Source organism: Prosthecobacter sp. SYSU 5D2 (genome assembly GCF_039655865.1).
Taxonomy (GTDB): domain Bacteria; phylum Verrucomicrobiota; class Verrucomicrobiia; order Verrucomicrobiales; family Verrucomicrobiaceae; genus Prosthecobacter.
In genome coordinates, this window is sequence record NZ_JBBYXL010000004.1 from 404,704 (window position 1) to 425,526 (window position 20,823).

Sequence of the window (20,823 nt, forward strand, 5' to 3'; positions counted from 1 at the left end):
TCCCACGCCCATCCCACATCAACAGACCTGGCCTTCCAAACCCTCCACGCCTCCCGGTTCATCTGAAGACCCTGGAGCTTTACCCCTGCTATCCGCACTGGACTCGCATCGCCGTACTGCACCAAGCTCGGGTTACTTGTCGTTTCTTGGCCGCCTGCATTCATGCCGCCAATCAAATGGGCTCACTCCGATCCGCAGCCAGGAGCGCCCTCCCAGCGGACGCCCTTCAGTACATCGCCGAGGAAAAGCCCGTCAAAACCACGATCGTACGCCTTCGCGGCAGGCGGCCAGAAGAGGCCGTCTCTCAGCCTGCGGACGACTTCGGCGGCGCAGGCGAGGGCGTGGTCGGTCCACTCATCGCTGAAGGTTTCCCAGGTCAGCACCTTCGTGTCTTGCACGCTTTTGGGCAGGGTGAAATAGCCCACCTGGTCCGGGCGCAGGCCGTGCAGGCGCAAGGCGGCGGCGTAGAGGGGGAGCTGCAGATCTTTCCATTGGAAGCGGGTGCCGTCGCGCAGGTCAAAGCACTTCCATTCATCCTGCGCGGCGATGAGGCTGCGGGCGCTGAGCTTTCGCACATGCGCGGCCTGAGGGTCGGTGATCTTGTCGGCGGTTTTAAAATCCAGCACGCGGATCTGGCCGGTCCGCTCATGGCGGTCAATGCGGTCCACTTTGCAGACGAGGCGGGCACCGTCAATGAGCAGAGGCGTCTCCAATGAAGGGGACCATTCCGCCGCATAAACCTGCCAGCCGTTTTCGCGTTCGGCGGCTTCGGTTTCAGCGGCATGTTTCAGGCGCTGCTTCAGGCTTTCGAGCTGCAGGTGGACGAGCGGCGCGGGCCGCCGGCCGTAGAGAAGATGCGCTTGCTCCAGGGCGGTGGCGATGAGGTAATCCTCGATCTCCTTCGCCTTTGTGCTGAGTTTGAGCTGCGGGTGCTCTGCCAGTCTTTGCAAGGCATGATGGGCCAGGGTACCAAATTCATTCGGGGCCAGCTCTCGCTTGCCGGCATCGGTGGCCTCCATGCGCAGTTCCTGGCTGAGGTAATCGCGGAACGGGCACTCCAGGTAGGAACGGATGCGGGAGGGGGAGATACGCTCCACTTTCGGCAGTTGAATGCGCGGTGTGAGCTGCCAGGCCAGGGTGCGCACAGGCTCCTGCGCCCGGTGGATGGCGGATTCATCTTTGGGGAATAGGTGTTTCACCCGCTGCGGCAGGGCGGCATCCTCACACAGGAAAAGCAGGCGCGAGGGCCGCAGGGCATCGCCGCGCTCGCTCCACTGACCACACAGCACATGCAAGGCTCCCTGGGGGGCCCTTTGCGCGGCCAAGGCGGCCAGGGTGTAGGCATCACGGGCATAGCGGGTGGCCTGGCTGGGCAGGCCGAGCTGATGCCTGACGGTGTCCGGCAGAAAGGGGTGCGAGATGAGGATGCCGGGCACATGCTCCTCATTCAGGCCGGCCACGACGAGGTTCGGCGCGGGCTCCCAGAGCAGTTCCAGCCAACCTTGCAGCACGAGGTCAACCTCCCCGCGCGGCTCCGACAGAGCGGTGCGCCCGAGAGCCTCCAGCGACAGGGCAAAGGCCTCCTCGGGTCTCGGGTTCAGGCCAAAGCGGGCGGCCTCCTCCTCAATCTCCCGGCAGCAGCCTAACCAAGAGTCCGCCAAAGAGGTGGTGAGCTGGTCCTGAGGCGCGTCCGGGGAGAATTCACGCTCGCCATACAGGCGGATCAGCAAAGCCCGCGCAGCCTGCGCAAGGGGCAGTTTTTGCAGATCGCCGATCATTGTCTGGGCCGCCTGGAGCACGGGAGGGAGCAACGCCCCATCCCCTGCCCCGGTGCATAGCTCCAGCGCATGGCGCAGCGTCACCGGCAGGTGCAGCATGGCGAAGTCGTCTGCCTCCTTGAGCAGCTTCAGGCCGTCCTTCCGCCGCCCCAGCCAGGCCGCACGCACCTCCGGCACGCGCAGGAGGATCGCGAAGGCCTTCCAGGACCCGCCGGCCAGCAGGCTGCGAATTTGCACCAGGACGTGCCATAGGCCCACCTCCGTGGGGGCCACGCCGCCGGGCTCAAAAACCTTCACTCCTTCCAGCGCCAGCTTTTCCTGCAACACCGCGCCCACTTCCGGATCCCCAACGCCCACGGCCACCCGCGCGGCGGGTGCCAGGTCCCGCAAAAGGTTGATGGCATGTTCCGCCTGCCCGAAGGCATCCGGATGCAGGTGGAGGCGATCTTCCGCCAGTGGAACCTGCACGTCCGCATCCTCCCCCCAGTACCCTGGATAAGGCCGGCCGATGTCATCAAAAGTGTGTGCCAGTTCAAGTGGGGCCTGCACGGCCACAGTCACCTCCGCCGCGCAGCCTTGCAGCCAGCGCTGAAACAGCGGCAGCAGGTCCGGTGCGGCCAGCACCCGGACGTGCCGCACGCCCTCCGGCAGTTCGGGGTTCAGAGCCGTGCGTAGCTTCATTGCCTGGGCATCTTCAAGACCGGCCAGGGACAGCTCGCACAGATAAGCCTCCTCAATGAGGGCCAGGTCATGCCAGCGGCCCGCATCATGCACTGCCTGGGAGGCGACATCAGCAAAGGTGAGGCCGCCAGCACCTAACAAAGAGTTTAGATCCGCCAGCACCCGCGCCAGCTCGATCTGCCAGGTCCAGCCGCGCTCCTCCGGTGGCACTGGAAAAAGCGCGCCCAGTTTTTCAACCGCCACCTTTTGCAGCGCCCCCTGCCAGGCCATCTGGGATTGCAGCCGCGTGGCCGCACTTTTGCGCTGGGCCACCGGCAGCAGCGCCTGCTCCGCCGTCCACACCCAGGGCACCAGGGCTCCTGCGGGATTCGCCCGCGCCAGCGCCTCCTTCAGCCGCCGGCCTGCCTCAGAGGTCGGCACAATGATCAACGTTTCAGCCAAATCCAGCGCCACGTGACCAGAGTGCCCGCGCATGAGAAAGCCCACCGCGTTGTCCAGCACAGGTGCGTCCCAGCCCCAGAAGTGGCGATTCAGGCTGGCCATGATGGAAAAGTTATTCCGTGGGTTGCGCCAGGTCCAGCAGCGTGGGCAGCCGCTGGAGGGGATCCTCCGCCGCTGCATCACCGGCCGGGGCCGCATTGGGGGCCACCTTGGGGGCGGAGCGAGAGGAAGCACGCGGTGGCGTTGTGCCAGCCGCTGCCCCTGCAGCAGGGGTGGGAGCAGGCACCACTTTTTCTGAGGATTTCAGGTAGCGGAGAAAATCGCTATCTGTGCTGAGGACCAGATTGGTATCGCGAGTGAGCACTTTTTTATAGGCTTCCATGGTCTTGGTGAATTCGAAGAGCTCCCGCGCCTCCTGGGTGCCATCGTAGGCCTTGGCATAGATCTCGGTGGCCTTGGCATCGGCCTCACCCTCGATCTCCTGCACCTTGCGGTACGCCTCGGATTCGATGAGCTTCAGGTCACGTTCACGCTGGCCCAGAATCTTGGCCGCTTCCCCTGCCCCTTCGGACTTGAAGCGCTCGGCGATCTGGGTGCGCTCGCTGACCATGCGCTGGTAGATGGTCTGGCTGACGGAGGTGTTGTAATTGATGCGCTTGAAGCGAACGTCCATCAGTTCAATGCCAAAAACCGCCACCTTCGGGGCCGCATTGGCAAAAACTTCCTTCTCCAGCTCAGCCCGGCCTTTGGTGATGGCCGGCAGGATGCCGATGCGGGCATCGGCGATGGAAGCGCCCATGTTGGCATCCCTCACCACCTTGCGGTCCTTTGTCGTGCGCACCGCCTCGATGAAGTCGTGCTTGGCGATGACGTTGCGCGTTTCGCTGCCCAGGATGTCCGTGAGGCGGGAGCTGGCGGTGTGCTCATCCCGCACGCTTTCATAATACATGCGCGGATTGGTGATGCGCCAGCGGGCGAAGCTGTTCACCACGATGTACACCTTGTCACGGGTTGGCATGTTGGCATCCGGGCCGTCCCATTTGAGGATGCGTTTTTCAAAGCGGTTCACCTTTTGGATAAATGGCACTTTCACATGCAGACCGGCATCGCTGACGGCCTCGCCGATGGGCTTGCCAAACTGGGTGATGATGACCTGCTCCGTCTCGCTGACGGTGTAAAGGCTGGCGGAGGCCAGGATGTATAGGGCAAAGCCGCCAATAAGGATCAAAAGGGAAAGAAAAGGTTTCATCGGATGGAGCGGGAAGGAACGGGGGTTGGGGCGGCGGCGGCAGGCAGCTTCTGCTGAAGGTTCATCAGCGGCAGGAACTGGGGCACACGGTCATCAATGATGACCTTGCCGGGGATGCTGGGCAGGACCTCGCCCAGGGTCTCCAAATAAATGCGTTTTTTGGTCACTTCGGGGGCTTTTTGATATTCCGCGAGCAGGGCCGTGAAGCGGGTGGCATCGCCCTCTGCCTGATTCACGCGCTGGGTAGCGTAGCCCTCAGCCTGGCTGATGCTCTGCTCGGCTTTGCCGCGGGCCTCCGGGATGACGCGGTTGTATTCGCCATTGGCCTGGTTGATGGAGGATTCCTTCTGCTGCTGGGCACGGTTCACTTCATCAAAGCTGTCCTTCACCTCCGCCGGCGGGTTCACATTGCCGAGCTGGATCTGGTCTATCTGGATGCCCATGGCCAGCGAGCTGACGATGGTCTGCAGACGCTCCAGCGCCTTGACCTCGATCTCCTGACGGCCGACGGTGAGCACTTCATCAATGGAGCGGTCACCGACGACCTCGCGCATCACGGCCTCCGAAAGGTCACGCAGAGTGGACTGAGGCTCGATGAAGTTGAAGACAAAGTTCCGCGCCTCATCAATTTTGAATTGCACCACCCACTCCACCACGGCGGCGTTCAGATCCCCCGTGACCATGTTTTTTTCCTTCTCCATTTCGGAGAAATCCTTATTGAACTGGAACTCATTGCTGGCCCCGCGCGTGCCGTAGCCAAACTCAAGCTTCAACTGCCGGCGGATCTCCACCTGCGTGACCTGGTCAATGCCAAAGGGCAGCTTGAAATTCAGCCCCGGCTGGGTCGTATCCAGATACTTGCCAAACCGCTGCACCACCCCCACCGAGTTTGCCGGGATCTGGTAAAAGCTGGAAAGCACCCCGATGCCGATGAGCAGGGCGAGAACGCCCAGCAGAATGCGCCCGGGATTGATCTTGAGATTGTCCGCATTGGGGAATGGGAGACTTGGAGGTCGTGAAGCAGCCATCCAACTACCTTAGCGAGAGGGGGGGCCAGGGCAAGCGATCAAGCATTATACAATGCGCCGCAGAGTGGAATGGACGACCAGGCGTGAGTTAACATTCACTGCCCCTCCTCCTTTTCTGCTTTTATCATTCTTCGGCTTTGCCGGGGTGTAAAACGGATAGATACTGCGGAAGCAGAGTTTGTGGTCCGGAGGGAGATCGCTCGCCGGACATATACGGCCTAAGGCGGCGGGCGGAGGCCGTTTGGTCACACCCAATGTTAGGCCATGGGGACGTCTTCAAAGAAAAGCGGCATCGGGCTCTGCGCTTCCTGCCGCACTCCGTGACGCTTCGCGACTCAAGCCGGTCTCCGGCCAGGGCTCGCTCATGGAAAATCTGGGCTATAATCGAACGTCTCCTTGCCGACCATTTCACTGCCTTCCCCCCGGGCGTCGCCCATGGGGGTGTAGGAGATCAAAGTTCTCAGGCCGGAGACCAGGGCTTCAGGCTTGACCAGGCCTGTCATCACGGAACCGACGGCCTTCAGCTCAATCGTCTTGCCCGGTTCAAGGATGACTTTTCTATTCGAAGTTTTGCTGTCATAAACAGGAAGCTTGAAAAGCTCAAACCCTTGGTGAAAGCCAATACGGATAATTCTGTTAAGCAGTAGAGGCCTCTTGCTCTGGCTGGTGATGCTGACGCGTAATTGAATTTGCGACATGGAGGGCAAGGCGTCGGTTTTGAGAAGGTCCCATTTCAAATGGATGTTTTCGATGCCGATCACCTCCGAGTGTGACACGGTGAAAAAACTGTCTGAGGGGGCCTCTTTCTTTTCCAACGCTCTGACCAACACGGGGGTCAACGAGATAACGGAGTATCCCAAACACAGGGCAACAGTTACAGCGATGATTTTCATAGGAGGATCTGAGCAGGCCATAGGCAGCGTATCCGTTTTTTATCCCGAGCGTCAAGGATGCAACCCAGGGAAATTCAAAAGCCCTGGAAACATGCTTTTAAATAAAAAAACTACCCCCTCCTCACTTCAAACTCCGCAAATATGCCACCAGATCCAGCAGCTCTTGCTCCGTCATTGTGGCGTCCAGGCCCATGGGCATCAGGCTGGTGGTGAGGACGGTGTTGGAGATGATGCGGTCATGGGGCAGACTGGTTTCTTGGCCGGCGAGATCCATGACCAGGAGCCCCTCGGCGGTGTGGCTGCGGATGACGCCCGTAACGGACTGGCCATCGGCCATCTCCAGCACGTGGGCCTCATAATCACGGGCCAGGGTATTGCTGGGGAAGAGGATGCTTTCCAGCAAATCCCGCTCGGTGCGGATGGCACCGATTTTGGAAAGGTCGGGGCCGAGCGCACGGCCAAAGTCGGCAATCTTGTGGCAGGCCATGCAGGTGCCTTTGCCGGCGCGGAAGTGGCTGGCCCCGGCCTCGACTTTTCCCTGTGTGGCGGCCTTTTCAGCCAGGAGGCCGAGTTGGCGTTTTTTGGCATCCAGGCCCTCTTCTGCACGTTGGCGGGCAGGTAGGATGAGGGTCTCAAAAATCTCCGGTGGCAGGTTGCTGAAAGCGGTGCGGTAAAGGCTCTCCTGCTGGCTGATGAGGGCGGGATTTTTCGCCATCTCCGTGGCCAGCGCGCGGCCCTGCTCCACCTCCCGCGTGCGGCGGATGAGCGGCAGCAGCTCCTTCATCTCCACCGGGCCGACGCTGGCGAGGGCGGGGGCCAGGGCCTGGATCTGTGCGGGCTGCAGCGGGGCGGCGGCGAGCATGGAGGCCGCCTGAATGCGGGCGGCGGAGGATGAATCCGCTGCGGTGAGGACGGTACGCAGAAGGTCAAAGGTGACATCCGTCATCTTGCGGCTCTTCATGGAATCCAGGGCCTTCAGCCGGAGGGACAGCGGCTGCTTTTCATCATCCGCCAGGGCCTGGAGAGAAGCGTCAAAGGGATGCGCCTTTAGCCGCTTTAGCGCGGCCAGCAGCAGGGGCAGCCTGCCACTTTCGCTCAGATTTTTTCCATCCCCTGGATCCAGGTGCGGCAGCCAGTCCGGACTGACCTCGGCGATGGCCCGGCTGGCAAGCACCCGCAAGGCAGCATCCCGCACCGGCAGAGATTTACTGCCCAGCATGGCGGTGATCAGTTTCTGTGTTTCCGGCTGGTCGACCAGTGCTTCGCAAAATTGCTCCAGTGCCCGCAGTCGTTGCGGCGTGGCCTCGGATTCGCCTAACCAGTTTTGCAATCCAGGAGCCACCCATTCATCCGCGTCCGGGTGCTGGATGACAATGCCCAGGGCCGTGCGCGCCAGGTCCGCATCCGCCGCGTCCAGATTTTCTGCTGCGATGCCCATATTGAGGTTCGCTTTCGCCGCGTCCTCCGGCTGCTGCTGCACGATGAGCATCAGCCGGCGCAGCAACACCGGGTCCGTGGTCGCCCGCACCTCATCCAGGCTGATCCACTGGCTTTCCCTCGTTGCGTTCAACACGGCATGTTCCAGCACTGGCTCCAGCGGCCTTGCCAGCAACTGCATCAGCACAGGCGACAGATCCGGCTCATGCTCTTTCCGCCTAGCCAGGGCTGTTAGTGCGTGGAGCACAGCGCAGGGATTTTTGCTCTGCAACTGCTGGGCGATGTCCTCTTTCGTGGTCAGCTTCCAGTCCGGTTTCCAATCTGGCACAGCAGAAGCGGCAACAGCCGGCGCGGGTTTTGGCCCGCGAATGCGGTAAACACTGCCTAGCATGTCCGGCTTGGCCATCAGGGAGGAAGGGCAGCCGATGCGAAACCAGCCGCCGGTATTCAGCACCAGCAGTGACCCGTCCCGGTCCACGATGACATCCGTGAGATGCACATCGGGATCATTGATTTTCAGAAACTCATTCTCCGTTGTTTTAAACGTGGCCCCGTCCGGAGTGAGGTCCATTCGCACCAGCCGCTGGGTGTTAAAATGGGTGACGTATAGCGCGCCATCGCGGCCCAGCTCGCAGCCGCTCACGGCCACATGGCCGAAGTTATGAATGATCGGCATTTTATCCAGCGTGCGTGGCAGGCCGGCGATGGCCTGCATCTGGTCCGCCCGCTCATACACGCCGCCATAGAGCCAGTGCATCAGCGTGTCCCCGCGCGGCTGGCTGTAGTACAGATTGCAGGTGCCGATGATATCGCCCTGTGGGGTAAAGGCCAGGCCAGTAGGATTATCCGCGCAGCCGAGTGAGTGCCACTGCACGTCGCTGCCATCGGGTTTACTCGTCCAGATGCCGCTGGACTTGCCCTCGTGCACGATCTTTCCCTCCTTGCCAATGACCGCCAGGCCCTTGCGCCCATGGCACCAGTAGAGCCTGCCGTTGGGATGCACCTTCGGCCCGTGCACATCCGCCGCATTGCCCGTGTAGTCAAAGCCGCTGACGATCATCTTCCTATCATCCGCCACGCCATCGCCATCCGTGTCCGTCAGCTTCCAGATCCCCGGCGGGCTGCCGACGTAAAGGCTGCCGTCCAGCCAGGCTGCGCCCTGGGGAAAGGTCATCCCGTCCGCAAAGACCGTGCTGCGGTCATAGGTGCCGTCCGCGTCCGTATCCTCCAGCATCAAAACCCGGTTCGGCGGATTTTTCTCCAGTTGCGCTTTGTTCCAGTTCACTCCCACCGCATCGCCGACAAAAAGCCGTCCCCGGTCATCCACACAGCCCATGATAGGATGCCGCACCAGCGGTGCCGCCGCCGCCGTGGTGAGGGTGTACCCTTTCGGCAGCGCATGTGCCGGAGCCGGTGCCGCAGGACCGGAAAGTGTGACGATCACTTCCCGCCTGGCGCTGGCAGGAATTTCGTCGCCTTTGTCAGGCGGCAGATCCGCTGCCGACAACGACACGGGCCCCAGGGCGGCGACACACAGGCATGGCAGGGCAAACAACAGTTCTTTGGTCAGCATGGGGTCATGACGAACGAAAACGCGGCTTTTTGTCAAAGCGGAGCGAGGAAATCACATCTGTACCGATATTGGCATCACGTGGCTGTGTGCCGAAAGCGGAGGCATTTTGAAGGTGAGGTCCGTGCTCCTGGCTCACAGAAGTATGTGATTGGGGCACGGGGGAGTGAATGAGGGTGAAAGGCGGGGGCGATGGGAAGGGTATTGATTTGACAAGGCTCTCCAGGTTTGGGAGCAATGACTCTCTTCTCATGAAAAAATACAACGTCGGCATCATTGGTTACGGTTGGGCAGCGACTGCGCATATTGACGCGATCAACGCCAGCAAGCAGGCCCAGGTCACAGCCATCTATTCCTCACGCCCGCTGGACAGCGCGGAGCTGAGCGCCAAGCATGGCGGTACGATCACCGCTTATCAGGATCTGGATGCGATGCTGGCCAGCCCGGACATCCACATTGTGGACATCACCAGCTATCCGAGCCAGCACCGGAACCAGGCGGTGGCGGCGGCGAATGCGGGGAAGCACATCATTCTGGAAAAGCCGATGGCGAACTCCCTGCAGGAGGTGCGTGACATTGTGGCGGCGGCAAATGCGAACGGGGTAAAAGGCTGCGTATGCTTTGAGTGCCGCTTCTCCGGCCAGTTCCAGTCCACCAAGGCGATCATTGATGAAGGCCTGCTGGGGGAGATCCACTACGGTGAAGTGGACTACTATCACGGCATCGGCCCGTGGTATGGCCAGTTCCGCTGGAACATTGGCAAGAAAGATGGCGGAAGTGCGCTGCTGACGGCGGGCTGCCATGCGCTGGATGCACTGCTGATGGTGATGCCAGGCGAGGTGGACAGCGTGACGAGCTTCAGCACGAAGTCGAAGAGCAAGATCTTTGAACCCTATGAGTATGACACGACGAGTGTGACGCTGGTGAAGTTCAAAAACGGTGCGGTGGGCAAGACGGCGGCGGTGGTGGACTGCCTGCAGCCATATTACTTCCACACGCACCTGGTGGGCAGCGAGGGGAGCCTTCTGGACAACAAGATCCACTCCAACAAGCTGAAGAGCGACAAGAAGGCGTGGGGCAACCTTTCCATGCATATGCTGGATTCCGGCGATGTGAACGACCATCCGTATCAGACGCAGTTCCAGCTTTTCTTTGACTCCCTGGACGAGGGCAAGGACATGCCGATGACGAGCTTTACGGAGGCGCTGCGGACCTTTGAGGTGGTGTTTGCCTCCGACAAAAGCGCAGAGCAGGGCGGCAAGCCCGTGACGATTGCGGACCTGGGCTGAGGCCGGGTGTGCGGTTGATTTTGGAAGGGGGCCAAGGGAGAAATCCTTTGGCCCCTTTTTGTTAGCTGAGCAGGTGCTCTTTCAAATGCGGACGAGGGCGTCCGCGCTCCGGTTTTCAGCGGCGGGCAACGCGTGGGGTCAGGAGGCCAACGAGGAGGCGTTCAAGAACGACTTTGTTATCAAGCTGGGTGGTGACGAGCTTGGCGTTGGCGTCAAGACAAGCGACGAGGGCGGCGTGGAGTTCCTCGAGAGTGAAGCGGCCGGCTTCGTTGAGGGCGAGGAAGAGGGGGTAGGCATTGAAGCCGCTGCCGTCTTTTTTGCGCGGGAGATGGGAGGTGGCCTCGCGGGGGAGGTTGTCGAGGCTGGCGGTAAAACCGCTGTAGTTGCTGCGGTTGACCTTGTATTTGGTGGCGAGCTCCTTGACGATGAGGAGGCTGCGGACACGGGGGACGATGGCTCCGAGGAGAATGCCGATGGCGTTCTGGCCCTGATAAAGCAGGACGCCGAGAAGCTCCAGCGCGCGCTGAAGGTCGCGGGCACCGATGGCATTGCCGATTTCCCAAATGACGCCTGAGCGGCTGAGGGAGACGAGGCCACGGACGGTGGCGATGCCGCAGCGGCGGCGCTCGCCAAGATAGAGGTCTATTTTTTCGATCTCATTCTCAAGCTGCCTGGTGTCGTCCCCGGCCATCTGGACGAGGAGGTCAAGGGCGCCGCTTTCAAAGGTAAGGCCGAGTTCGCGGGCCTTCTGGCCGGCCTGGGCCATGACGGCGCCTTCCCAGCCGGCCTTGCTGGTATCGGGCCTGTCGAAGACCTCGATGGCGGCGAGCTTGCCGAGGCGTTTGTAGGCGGTGCGACGCTTGTCAATGCTGTTGGCGCTCAGCACGAACTGGACGTCTGGACCGAGGCCGGCCTCGACGACATCCAGGATGTTTTCAAAACCCTGGACGGCGGCCTGCGATTTGCCGGTCTGGGTATCACCGAGGAAATTGGCGCCTTTGAGCCAGACGATTTTGGCCCCACCGAAGAAAGGCATGGTCTGGAGAGCAAGGATGACATTGGAGCAGATCTGGCCGGCATGCTCTGCATTGTCCGCATTGCCCTCGATGATCTCATTGGCGAATTCATCCGCACCAGGTGGGGTGAGCCGTTGGACGGTCTTCATGGCCATTTCCTTCACCCGCGCATCATCCGTGCCCAGGATGACGTGGACCTGGCTGCTGCTGGAGGCGGACTTTTTAGGCGGAGGCATGTGGAAGGGCGCGGACGGCGTGAGAAAAAGTGATGATCTGACTGGAAACCAAGCTGAACAAGTCATCAATAACGAATAAGGTTCAAGCAAGCACTTCCATCTTTCGTCTCCCCGCCCTAAAGTAACGTATGTCCGGCCCGTCCAAGCCCTCCTGGTGGCAGATTGCACGCAATCTGACGAAGCAGGGCCGCACCTGGCTGAGCGACAATCTGGCGGACACGGGGCTGGACCCGCTGCCGGTGCGGCGCTGGCTGACTGGCTATGGACCGAAAAAATTCAAAGCGGATCTGAAGGCGGGGACCTCGGTAGCGCTGCTGGACATTCCGCAGGGGATGGCCTACGCGGCGATCGCGGGTCTGCCGCTGCAATTTGGCACGACCTGCTCGGCGGTGGCGGGGATCGTGGGGGCGCTGTTTGTGAGCTCGCGCTACACGGTTCTGGGGCCGACGAATGCGACGGCCTTCATGATCTTTTCCTATTTTGCGGTGGACTCTCATCTGGACCGGATCGGGCTGATGCCTCTGCTGGTTTTCATGGTGGGGACGCTGCTGCTGATCGGCTCGTTTGTGAAGGTGGCGGAGCTGGCGCAATACATCAGCCGGGCGGTGATGGTGGCGTATGTGACCGGGGCGGCACTGCTGATCATGGCAAACCAGGCGGGGAATGTGCTGGGAATAGATACACGGATTGAAATGGAGGACGGGCAGATGATCCAGCCGAGGACGTTCCCGGGGATTGTGTGGCAACTGGTGAGCCGCCTGACGCAGGCGCACTGGGAAAGCGTGCTGGTGGCAGCCATCACCGCCGCTTTATACTGGGGTGTGCGGAGGCTGCGGCCAACGTGGCCGAGCCTGGCGATGGCGCTGGTGGCGGCGTCCCTGACGGGTCTGGGCATGCAGATGATGAAGCTGGATGTGCCGACCTTTCAGGATGCGCAGTTTACCTGGCTGGACCTGCTGCCCCCCTTCCCTGACTTTGCCTCGCCGAGGTTCCTTTCGGACTTCAGCAGCCTGTTTGGCCTGGCGATTGCGCTAGCCTTCCTGGCGACGCTGGAAAGCTCTTCCATGGGCAAGACGCTGGCGGGGCTGAAGGGGCAGAAGGTGGACCCGAACCAGGATATGTTTGGCCTGGGCATGGCGAACCTGAGTTGTGCCTATTTGAGCGGCATGCCGTGCTCGGGCTCGCTGACACGGAGTGCGCTAAACTTCGCCAGCGGAGCGCGGACGCCAGTGTCTGCGATGGTGAACGGGGTGATGTGCCTGGTCGGCGCCCTGACGTTGGGGAGTGCGGTGGCGCATGTGCCGAAGGCCTCCCTGGCGGTGCTGATCATCTGTGTGGCGGTGTCCATCATCAACCGGCGGCACATCCGCATCTGCCTGCAGGCGACGGGATCAGATGCGTTTACGTTTCTTTTCACTCTGGCGGCCACGCTGATGGTGCCGCTGCATGTGGCGATCTTTACCGGGGTGGGCATCTCGCTGATGCTGTATTTGAGGAAGGCCAGCCAGCCCTCGCTGGTGGAGTATGAATTTAACCAGGAAGGGATGCTGGCGGAGGCGGAGCAGACGGGGGTGAGACAGAACCCGGGCATCTCCATTGTGCATGTGGAAGGAGAGCTGTTCTTTGGGGCGGCGGAGCTGTTCCGCACGCAGGTGCAGCAAGCCTGCTCTGACCCGAACCTGCGCATCATCATCCTGAGGCTGAAGAATGCGCGGCACATGGATGCGACCTCGGTGATGGCGATGGAGGACTTGGTAAAGGCGCTGCGTGCTGACGGTCGTGACCTGATCATCAGCGGGGTGATGAAGGACATCTACCGGGTGCTGCGGGATGCCGGCATGGTGGAGGTGATCGGCAAGGATAACCTGTTCCTGGCCAGTCCGAGCAACCCGAACCTGGCCACAAGGAATGCGCTGAAGCGCGCCCAGCAGATCCTGGGCACGACGGAAGCGGAGGTGAAGATCTTTTTTGACCCGGGGAAAAAGAAGACGGAGGAGTAATGCAGCGGACGTAAAGTTTCCCATCAAGTATCCGCCTCAGCGCTTGTCGGATGCGGAGGGGCTGTGCTATGTGGCGCGAATGAACGTCAGCATTTTTGGACTGGGTTATGTGGGAGCCGTCACCTCCGGGTGCCTGGCGGAACTGGGTCATGGTATCATTGGTGCCGATGTGCAGCAGGCAAAGGTGGATGCGTTTAACCGGGGGTTCTCACCCATCATTGAACCAGAGCTGGATGATCTTCTGCAAAAGGCGAAGCGTGAGGGCCGTCTGTCAGCCACGACCAATGCGGCAGACGCGGTGGCGCAGAGCGATGCGAGCATCATCTGCGTGGGCACGCCCTCCCTGGAATCCGGCCGGCTGAACCTGGACTTTGTGAGAAAGGTGAGCGAGCAAATCTCCACCGTGCTGAGGGCAAGCGGCAAGAAGCATATCCTGCTTTTCCGCAGCACGATGCTGCCAGGCAGTACGCGGGCGATGGTGACGGATTTTTTCGAAGATCTGCGGGCGGCTGGCCAGGTGCGCATTTACTACTGCCCGGAGTTTTTACGTGAAGGCACGGCGGTGAAGGATTTTCGTGAGCCTTCCCTTGCGGTGGTGGGGACCCATGACGGAAAAGAACCGGAGAGCGACGAGGCGAAGCAACTGCTGGGCGGGTCTCCATCCGTGCTGGGATGGGAGGGGGCTGAGATGATCAAATACTCCTGCAATTACTTCCATGCGCTGAAGGTGGGATTTGCCAATGAGATCGGCCGGGTCTGCAAGTTCCTGGGGGAGGACGGGGCACGGGTGATGGATGTGGTGTGCTCGGACACGCGTCTGAATATTTCCCGATATTACATGAAGCCTGGGAATCCGTATGGGGGATCCTGCCTGCCAAAAGACGTGAGTGCACTGCTCTCCCTGGCCCGCCAGGAAGGAATCTCCCTGCCGTTGCTGGACAATACATTGGATACCAACCAAGCGCACCTGGACCTGCTGATCAAGCTGATCACGGGCAAGGGACGGCGGAAGATCGGCCTCCTGGGGCTGGCCTTCAAAGCAGATACGGATGACCTGCGCGGCAGCCCGATGGTGGCTGTGGCGGAGACTTTGTTAGGCCGGGGATACGAACTGCGGATCTATGACCCGAGCTTGAATCTGTCCCGGCTGATCGGGGCAAATGAGGCGGAAATCCAAAGACGAATGCCTCACCTGGCCTCGCTTTTGAAGCCAGGTGCGCGGGAGGTGATCGAGGACAGCGAGCTGATCGTGGCCTCGCAGAAATGCGTGGCCATGGAGGAACTTGGCACGTGGGTGAAGCCGGAGCAGGCGGTCATTGATGTCAACGGCTGGCGGGAGCTGAAGACACTGCCGTGGCAGTATGAGGGGCTGTGCTGGTAAGAGAAGGCATTTGCAAACGTCAATCAAACCAGCTGCGGATACGGTTGAAGAAACCAGAGCCTCTCGCACGGGGGGGCTCAAAACCGGGCGGTGGGCCGGCAATGACACCCTGGTGGGCACCACAATAGCCCTGAGGGACGAGATCGAAAGGGAGCTGCTCCTCATAGGCAGTGCCGCTGGCATGACAGGCGGGAGTGGCCAGCTGGCTGCTGAGGTGGCAGAGCTGCACGGTACCAAGCTGGGGCTCCACACGCTGACCGGCCGGGATGTAGCCGAGATCGGTGGCTTTTTTGACAACATCCGCCCAGATAGGGATGGCCAGGCGGCTACCGTATCCCTGGTCTACAATGGTTTGCGGTTTATCCAGTCCGACCCAGACGGCGCAGGTGACGCGGTCCGTATAACCGGCGAACCAGGCATCTTTGTAATCATTGGTGGTGCCAGTTTTGCCACCGGCGGGTTCTTTAAACTTATGCTCACTGCGGACGCTGGCGGCGGTGCCACGGTCCATGACCTGGCCAAGGATGCGGCGCATGAGATGGGCGACGCCGGGGCTGACGACATCGGATTCGAGCAGGCTGGTGCTGTAAAGGATGTTACCCGCTTTATCAGTGATCTTATCAATGAGAAAGGGGCGGCGGCGGATGCCGTCGTTGGGAAAGATGCTGAAGGCGCTGGTGAGATCGCGAGGCGTGCCGCCGAGGTTGCCAATGAAGACCTGGGGGGTGCGCTCGGCATGGTCACCGATACCGGCGTCCCCGATGAGATGGAGGACGCGGTCGAGTCCGGCGTAGTTCCCCACACGGATGGTCATGGTGTTGCGGCTCTGGACGAGGCCGGTCATGAGGGTCTGCTGGCCGGAGAATTTGCCATCGCTGTTTTGTGGCGACCACTTGGGATCCGCACCTTCGATCTCGCCGGGCTGGATGGGGGCGTCATCAATGTAAGTGCCGGGAAGAAAGCCGCTGGCGATGGCGGTCGCATAGACGAAGGGCTTGACGGTGGAGCCGATCTGGCGCTGGCCCTGGATGGCGCGGTTGTATTTGCTCTGACGGTAATCGCGCCCGCCGACGAGGGCCAGCAAGCCGCCCGTTTCATTATCCAGGATGGCCATGGCACCCTGGAGATAGGGCGTTGAGGGAACCTCCTGGGTGCCATTCCAAGTGGAGTCGAAGAAGGCTTTGGTGATGTGCTTGTAACCCGGCAGTTTTTCGACAGCGGCGAGCCGGGTTTCGACAGAATTTTCAGCCAGGGTTTGCAGTTCCTGATTGAGGGTGGTGTACACGATGAGGCCGCCATCCTCCGTTTCACTTTCCTCCAGGATGCGGTCCAGATCCCGACGGACGGCATCCAGGGCATAACCACCCTGACTTTGGAAAGCGGGCTGGGCGCTGACGGCAATGTCCGCATAACGGGCGGCAAGTTCTTCTTCCTGAGTGATGACCTTGGTGAGGAGCATGCGCTTGAGCACGTCGTCACGCTCCTTGAGCGAGCTGTCGAAATTGCGGAAGGGTGAAAAGCGCACCGGGCTGCGGATGATGCCGGCAATGACGGCTGCCTCGCTCAGGTTGAGCTGGCTGGCGTGCTTGCCAAAATACACCTGGCTGGCGCGCTGGATACCGTAGAGGTTGGTGCCAAAAAAAATGCGGTTGACGTAATGCTCCAGGATCTGCTCCTTGGTCCAGTATCGCTCAATGCGGCGCGCCAGCATCATTTCCACCAGTTTCCTATGGAAACTACGGTCATTGAGGTCAGGGTAGCTGTTGCGGGCCAGCTGCATGGTGATCGTGCTAGCCCCCTGGACGACTTTGCCGTCTTTGATATTCCTCACGGCAGCCCGGATGACGCCTTTGTAATCAATGCCGGAATGATTGTAAAAACGGGCGTCTTCGCGGGCTAGCAGCGCCTTAATAAAGAAAGGCGAGACCTGGCTGAGGGGGACAACGATGCGGTTTTCCCCGTGCATGCGGCCCAGTATCTCTCCCGTGGCATCCAGGACGACGGTGCGCTCCGGCATTTCACCGAGCTTGCTGAGATCATACTGGCCGGCGAGGTGAGAATAATAAGCAAGCGTGGAGGCCATGGCGAGGGTGACCAACAGACTGAGCGCCATGCAGCAGATCAGAAAAAGACGGCTCCACCTGCGCCAGCGCGACTGAGGGACCGGCGGACGATGGGGAGCTGGGGACTGGCTTTTCATGAAGAGCTATGGACGCAACCAATGACCAAAGTATTCCGTAAGATACGAAAACAAGCCAGGAACGGCCTCGTTTCCGAGTGCTATGAAAGACTGGCTTGATTCTGGCTGATGAATTAAGGAGAGTTTTGGCGTTCTTGCACGTTAGAATTGAGTCGTTATGAGATACGGTTTCCTTCTTGGGCTCCTGGGGCTGATGTTTCATCTGCCTGAGACTGGCATTGCCGCAGAGGCGGGAGGGCCGAAGGTTTTTCTGGAACTGCAGGAGAAGGTGCAAACGCTGCTGCCAAAGGTGCGGCCGGCCGTGGTGGCCATCCTGACGGGGGACGGCACGGCCAGCGGAGTGATCATGAACAAAGAGGGCCTGGTGCTGACGGCAGCGCATGTGGCCGAAAGACCCGGACGGGAGCTGCGCGTGGTGATGGAAAACGGGGAGGTGGTACGTGCCACGACCCTGGGGCTGGACAAGACGACCGATGCTGCCCTGATGCAAATGAACGACACGGACCGCCAGTGGCCGCACATCCAGGTATCCCGGAAGGTCATCGAAGCGCAGCCCGGAGAGTGGTGCTTCGCGCTGGGGCATCCGGGGGGTTACGATGAAGAACGGGGCGTGGTGCTGCGGGTGGGGAGGATCGTCAAACAAACGGCGAACTCGCTGCAAACGGACTGTGTTTTGATGGGAGGCGACTCCGGAGGACCGCTGTTTAATCTCAAAGGTGAAGTCATCGGCATCCACAGCCTGATCTGGGAGGGGCGGGATGAGAACATGCATGTCTCCATGGCGCCATTTTTGCGATCCTGGAACGCCATGAAAAGCAGTGTGGTGATCCGCACCTGGGGCATCGGCAGCGGTGGCTACCTGGGGCTGGCCACGGAAATGAACACCCAGGGGGCGCTGGAGGTGGTGGAAGTCATCGCCGGATCACCGTCTGAAAAAGCTGGAGTCAAAACGGGGGATATCATCCTGGCGCTCAATGGCGAGTCAGTGACGGATCTCCCCCAGTTTACCCACGCTGTGCGTGTGAGGCCGGCAGGAGAGGAAGTGCAGTTGAAGCTGCGCCATTCCGATGGTGAACGCGATGTGAAAATCAAACTGGGCACGCGCCCGACATTTTGAAAACGAGGCTCATGAAAACACCCTTTATTCATCTATGGGCAGCCGCTTTGCTAGCCGGCACCGCGCCTCTTCAGGCCGAATGGCGTGCCCCGTTGGAGGACAAAGAGTTGACCAATGGCGACCAGACCCTGGCTCCTCTGGCAGACCTGGAGGGTCAGGTGCAGAAATGCACGGCGCTCCTGATGGACAAAAAAGGCAAAGCCGTGGCCACGGCCACCTGGGTGGGCAAAGAGGGATATTTCATCACCAAGGCCAGCGAGGTGCCACGCCTGGAAGAATGCACCCTGAAACGGGCATCTGCCCCGGAGGCCAGCATCCGCGAGATCCGCCGGGATACCCAGCATGATCTGGTGCTGGCGCAGGCCATCCAGGTGCAGGGGGTGACTCCGGTGCGGTTTGACTCCTCCAAAGAGCTGACCTTTGGACAGTGGCTGGCGAGCCCGTCCCTGGCCAAAGATTTGAAAATCGGCGTGGTGAGTGCTCAGCGGCGGACGATCAAGGGATTTGGCGCGGCGATCGGCATCCGGATGGAAGACAAAGTGCCCGGAGAGGCGGGTGGTGTGCGCATCATCGGCGTGGCGGAGGACAGCCCTGCCGCGTCCGCCGGACTGAAGACCAATGACATCATGCTGGAGCTGGCCGGGGAAACCGTCAGCGAATTTCGCCGGGTGAATGAGATCATCTCCAAACGCCAGCCGGGTGAGGAGATCGTGGTGAAATTCAAGCGGGGGAACAAGGAAGACCAGTTGCATGTGCGCCTGGCCAGCCGGACGAAAGTGCTGGCCAACTGGGACGGGGAGGACTTTGCCAACGGTGGCATCTCCATCCGCACGGATAACTTTACCGAGGTGCTGCAGCACGATGTACCGCTGAGCCCGGCAGACATGGGCGGACCGCTGGTGGATCTGAACGGACGTGCCGTAGGCATCAACATCGCCCGGGTGGACCGGGTGACGACCTTTGCTCTGCCCGGCGAGCTTTTCTGGCCTATGGTGCAAAAATGGATCAAAGCGGACCGCAATCCACCCAAAGCGGTGCCTGCGAAAATGGTAAAATCTGCCAGTCCTGAAAGTGGAAAGAATGAAGCTGCGCGGAAGCCACGAGGGTAAATTTTCCGCCATCATCACTGACTTTGCAGTTCCCTGCTTCTAAGCCAGGCATGCTGTGACATGTCTTAATTCCACATTGACGGCATCGCTGAGGGATATACTCTAAGCGCGACGCATCAACGCATCATCATTCGTCCATATAAAACAAACAGCATCATGTCACGCTCTTATATTTTCTCTTCTGAGTCCGTCGGCGAAGGCCATCCAGACAAAGTCAGCGACACCATCTCCGATGCCATCCTCGACGCCTGCCTGACGGTGGACCCGAAGAGCCGCGTCGCCTGTGAAACCTTCGTCAAGAGCAACATCGTGGTCGTCGGTGGTGAAATCACCATCCCCAAGCTCCAGGACAAAAAGAAGGGCACGACCAAGCCGATTGATGAAGTGATCAACGTGGGCAAGGTCATCCGTGATGCAGTGCGCGGCATTGGTTATACCAACGAGGACGATGTGTTCCACGCCGACCAGATTTTCATCAACAACTACCTCACCATCCAGAGCCCGGACATCGCCCAGGGTGTGGATGATAAGGCGGCTGAAGGCAAGAAGCACGCCGAGCAGGGCGCGGGTGACCAGGGCATCATGTTTGGTTATGCCTGCGATGAAACGGAAGAGCTGATGCCAGCCCCGATCATGTATGCCCACCGCCTGGGCCGTGAGCTGACCAAGATCCGCAAGGCCGGCAAGACCGCCAAGTGGCTGCGCCCGGACGCCAAAAGCCAGGTCTCCGTGGAATACGTGGACGGCAAGCCGACCCGCATCGTCAACGTCGTCATCTCCACCCAGCACGCCGCCAGCGTGGAGCACGCTGAGATCGAAAAATTCTGCATCGAGCAGATCATCAAAAAGGTGCTTCCAAAAAGCATGCTGACCAAGGACACGGAGTATCTCATCAACCCGACCGGCAAGTTCGTCGTCGGCGGTCCTCAGGGCGACAGCGGTCTGACCGGCCGTAAGATCATCGTGGACACCTACGGCGGCATGGGCCGTCACGGTGGCGGTGCCTTCTCTGGCAAGGACCCCTCTAAAGTGGACCGCAGCGCCGCCTACATGGGCCGCTGGGTGGCCAAGAACGTCGTCGCCGCCGGCCTGGCCTCCAAGTGCGAAATCCAGTTCGCCTACGCCATCGGCCACCCGCTGCCAGTCAGCGTGCACATTGACAGCTTCGGCACCGGCACCATCAGCGATGACGCCATCCTGGACGCCGTCCTGAAGACCTTCTCCTTCAAGCCTGCGGACATCGTCAAGCAGCTCGACCTTCTTCGCCCCATCTATTCCAAGTCCACCAACTACGGTCACTTCGGCAAGATCGGCGATCCTGACCTGACCTGGGAAATCACCAGCAAGGCCGAGGCGCTGAAGAAGGCGGCGAAGTAAGATACACTTCCTGTTAGGCTA

At 60.5% G+C, this 20,823-nt stretch carries 13 protein-coding genes; 6 read left to right on the forward strand and 7 right to left on the reverse strand.

Going from position 1 to position 20,823, the window contains the following annotated elements; all coding sequences use genetic code 11:
* Nucleotides 1–182: 182 nt before the first annotated feature.
* The 5 genes from WJU23_RS09145 to WJU23_RS09165 all read right to left on the reverse strand — a co-directional run bounded on the left by WJU23_RS09145 (nucleotide 183) and on the right by WJU23_RS09165 (nucleotide 9,080).
* On the reverse strand, nucleotides 183–3,002 hold the full coding sequence (locus WJU23_RS09145) for a PD-(D/E)XK nuclease family protein (RefSeq protein ID WP_346332248.1): 2,820 nt from the start codon (nucleotides 3,000–3,002) through the stop codon (nucleotides 183–185).
* Nucleotides 3,003–3,012: 10 nt separating this feature from the next.
* Complete coding sequence (hflC, locus tag WJU23_RS09150; protein WP_346332249.1) at nucleotides 3,013–4,149, reverse strand: protease modulator HflC; 1,137 nt, start codon at nucleotides 4,147–4,149, stop codon at nucleotides 3,013–3,015.
* Nucleotides 4,146–5,177, reverse strand: coding sequence for an FtsH protease activity modulator HflK (hflK, locus tag WJU23_RS09155; protein ID WP_346332250.1), 1,032 nt, complete (start codon nucleotides 5,175–5,177; stop codon nucleotides 4,146–4,148). Before hflK ends, hflC begins: the two co-directional genes overlap by 4 nt.
* A gap of 362 nt (nucleotides 5,178–5,539) precedes the next feature.
* Nucleotides 5,540–6,070 (reverse strand): hypothetical protein, encoded by a 531-nt coding sequence (locus WJU23_RS09160; protein WP_346332251.1) that lies wholly within the window; start codon nucleotides 6,068–6,070, stop codon nucleotides 5,540–5,542.
* Between the two features lie 121 nt (nucleotides 6,071–6,191).
* Nucleotides 6,192–9,080 carry a PVC-type heme-binding CxxCH protein gene (locus WJU23_RS09165; RefSeq protein WP_346332252.1) on the reverse strand — a complete coding sequence of 963 codons (2,889 nt, stop codon included), beginning with the start codon at nucleotides 9,078–9,080 and terminating at the stop codon, nucleotides 6,192–6,194.
* 248 nt (nucleotides 9,081–9,328) lie between these two features.
* Here WJU23_RS09165 and WJU23_RS09170 point away from each other — a divergent pair, with 248 nt between their 5' ends.
* Complete coding sequence (locus WJU23_RS09170) at nucleotides 9,329–10,366, forward strand: Gfo/Idh/MocA family oxidoreductase (RefSeq protein ID WP_346332253.1); 1,038 nt, start codon at nucleotides 9,329–9,331, stop codon at nucleotides 10,364–10,366.
* 115 nt (nucleotides 10,367–10,481) lie between these two features.
* Here WJU23_RS09170 and holA read toward each other — a convergent pair whose 3' ends face one another.
* Complete coding sequence (gene holA / locus WJU23_RS09175) at nucleotides 10,482–11,618, reverse strand: DNA polymerase III subunit delta (protein WP_346332254.1); 1,137 nt, start codon at nucleotides 11,616–11,618, stop codon at nucleotides 10,482–10,484.
* 128 nt (nucleotides 11,619–11,746) lie between these two features.
* Between holA and WJU23_RS09180 the strand changes: the two genes are divergently transcribed.
* Both WJU23_RS09180 and WJU23_RS09185 read left to right on the forward strand, forming a co-directional pair.
* Nucleotides 11,747–13,618, forward strand: a complete 1,872-nt coding sequence (locus tag WJU23_RS09180; RefSeq protein ID WP_346332255.1) for a SulP family inorganic anion transporter — start codon at nucleotides 11,747–11,749, stop codon at nucleotides 13,616–13,618.
* A 79-nt stretch (nucleotides 13,619–13,697) separates the two neighbouring features.
* Nucleotides 13,698–14,999 (forward strand): nucleotide sugar dehydrogenase, encoded by a 1,302-nt coding sequence (locus tag WJU23_RS09185; RefSeq protein ID WP_346332256.1) that lies wholly within the window; start codon nucleotides 13,698–13,700, stop codon nucleotides 14,997–14,999.
* A gap of 19 nt (nucleotides 15,000–15,018) precedes the next feature.
* Here WJU23_RS09185 and WJU23_RS09190 read toward each other — a convergent pair whose 3' ends face one another.
* The gene (locus WJU23_RS09190; protein WP_346332257.1) at nucleotides 15,019–17,082 is read right to left on the reverse strand and encodes a PBP1A family penicillin-binding protein; all 2,064 of its coding nucleotides are present in this window, start codon (nucleotides 17,080–17,082) and stop codon (nucleotides 15,019–15,021) included.
* A gap of 274 nt (nucleotides 17,083–17,356) precedes the next feature.
* Between WJU23_RS09190 and WJU23_RS09195 the strand changes: the two genes are divergently transcribed.
* The 3 genes from WJU23_RS09195 to metK all read left to right on the forward strand — a co-directional run bounded on the left by WJU23_RS09195 (nucleotide 17,357) and on the right by metK (nucleotide 20,802).
* A complete protein-coding gene (locus tag WJU23_RS09195) occupies nucleotides 17,357–18,316 on the forward strand; it encodes a trypsin-like peptidase domain-containing protein (RefSeq protein ID WP_346332258.1) in 960 nt (319 codons plus the stop codon).
* Nucleotides 18,317–18,327: 11 nt separating this feature from the next.
* Nucleotides 18,328–19,425, forward strand: a complete 1,098-nt coding sequence (locus WJU23_RS09200) for a PDZ domain-containing protein (protein WP_346332259.1) — start codon at nucleotides 18,328–18,330, stop codon at nucleotides 19,423–19,425.
* Nucleotides 19,426–19,581: 156 nt separating this feature from the next.
* Entirely contained in the window at nucleotides 19,582–20,802 is a 1,221-nt protein-coding gene (gene metK / locus WJU23_RS09205) for a methionine adenosyltransferase (RefSeq protein WP_346332260.1), read from the forward strand.
* Nucleotides 20,803–20,823 lie beyond the last annotated feature (21 nt).